Here is a 1,083-nt window from a genome sequence, read left to right as displayed (position 1 = left end):
GAAAGACCCAGCCCAGGCTGATCCGAGCGACCGCCCAGACGTAGTCGACCGGCCGCTTGACGACCTGCGCGGGGGCGACCTGTGCGGGGGCGGCGTGTGCGGGGGCGGCGCCTGTGACCGGCCCGGTGTGAACGTCGTGTCCGTGAGTGGCGGCCATGACGGCTCCCCTTTCCGTGTAGTTCCGTGATGTTCCGCGGTGTTCCGCGGTCTTTGCGACGTCCTCATCACACCGCATTCCCCAAGCCCGGCCACAGTGCCGTACGAACCGCACCCGCGGGACTTTCGGCCTTTTCGCGATCGGCGCACGTCCCTCCCACGGCGGCCGGCGTGACACGCGGGGTCCTTGGTCCCTACCGGCACGCGCCAAAAGGGGACTAACGTGCAGAGCATGATTCGCGTTTTCCTGGTGGACGACCACGAGGTGGTACGGCGCGGTGTCGCCGCGCTACTCGGCTCCGAGGACGACATCGAGGTGATCGGCGAGGCCGGCACCGCCGAGTCGGCCATCGCCCGCATCCCCGCCCTCAAGCCCGACGTCGCCGTGCTCGACGTCCGCCTGCCCGACGGCAACGGAGTCGACGTGTGCCGTGAGGTCCGCTCCCAGTTGCCCGGCCTGGCGTGCCTGATGCTGACCTCCTACGCCGACGACGACGCGTTGTTCGACGCGGTCATGGCCGGGGCCTCGGGGTATGTGCTCAAGCAGATTCACGGCTCTGACCTGGTGGGAGCGGTCCGTACGGTCGCCGCCGGGCAGTCGCTGCTGGATCCGCAGACCACGGCCTCGATGCTGGCGCGCCTGCGCGACCAGGCGGCGAGAAAGGACCCGCTGGCCGCCCTGTCGGATCAGGAGCGGCAGATCCTGGAGCTGATCGGCGAGGGCCTGACCAACCGGCAGATCGGCGAGCGGATGTTCCTGGCCGAGAAGACGGTCAAGAACTACGTCTCCACCCTGCTGAGCAAGCTCGACATGCAGCGGCGCACCCAGGTCGCGGCCATGGCGGCCCGTCTGAGGGCAGATCGGCGGTGATGCAGGGGACTTTGGTCCCTAACGTCGTCGCGGGGCGGACGGGCAGCCTGGAGGGT

Annotated in this window: 1 protein-coding gene; it reads left to right on the top strand. The window is 69.3% G+C overall.

Annotation, left to right across the window (positions count from 1 at the left end; translation table 11 throughout):
- Positions 1-388: 388 nt before the first annotated feature.
- Positions 389-1,027, top strand: a complete 639-nt coding sequence (locus ACTOQ2_RS43900; RefSeq protein ID WP_440074340.1) for a response regulator transcription factor — start codon at positions 389-391, stop codon at positions 1,025-1,027.
- Positions 1,028-1,083: the final 56 nt, after the last annotated feature.

Source organism: Streptosporangium sp. H16 (genome assembly GCF_051918855.1).
In the GTDB taxonomy this organism is placed as follows: Bacteria; Actinomycetota; Actinomycetes; order Streptosporangiales; family Streptosporangiaceae; genus Streptosporangium.
The sequence above is the reverse complement of the archived record's forward strand: the minus strand, read 5'-3'. Positions and strand labels throughout refer to the sequence as shown.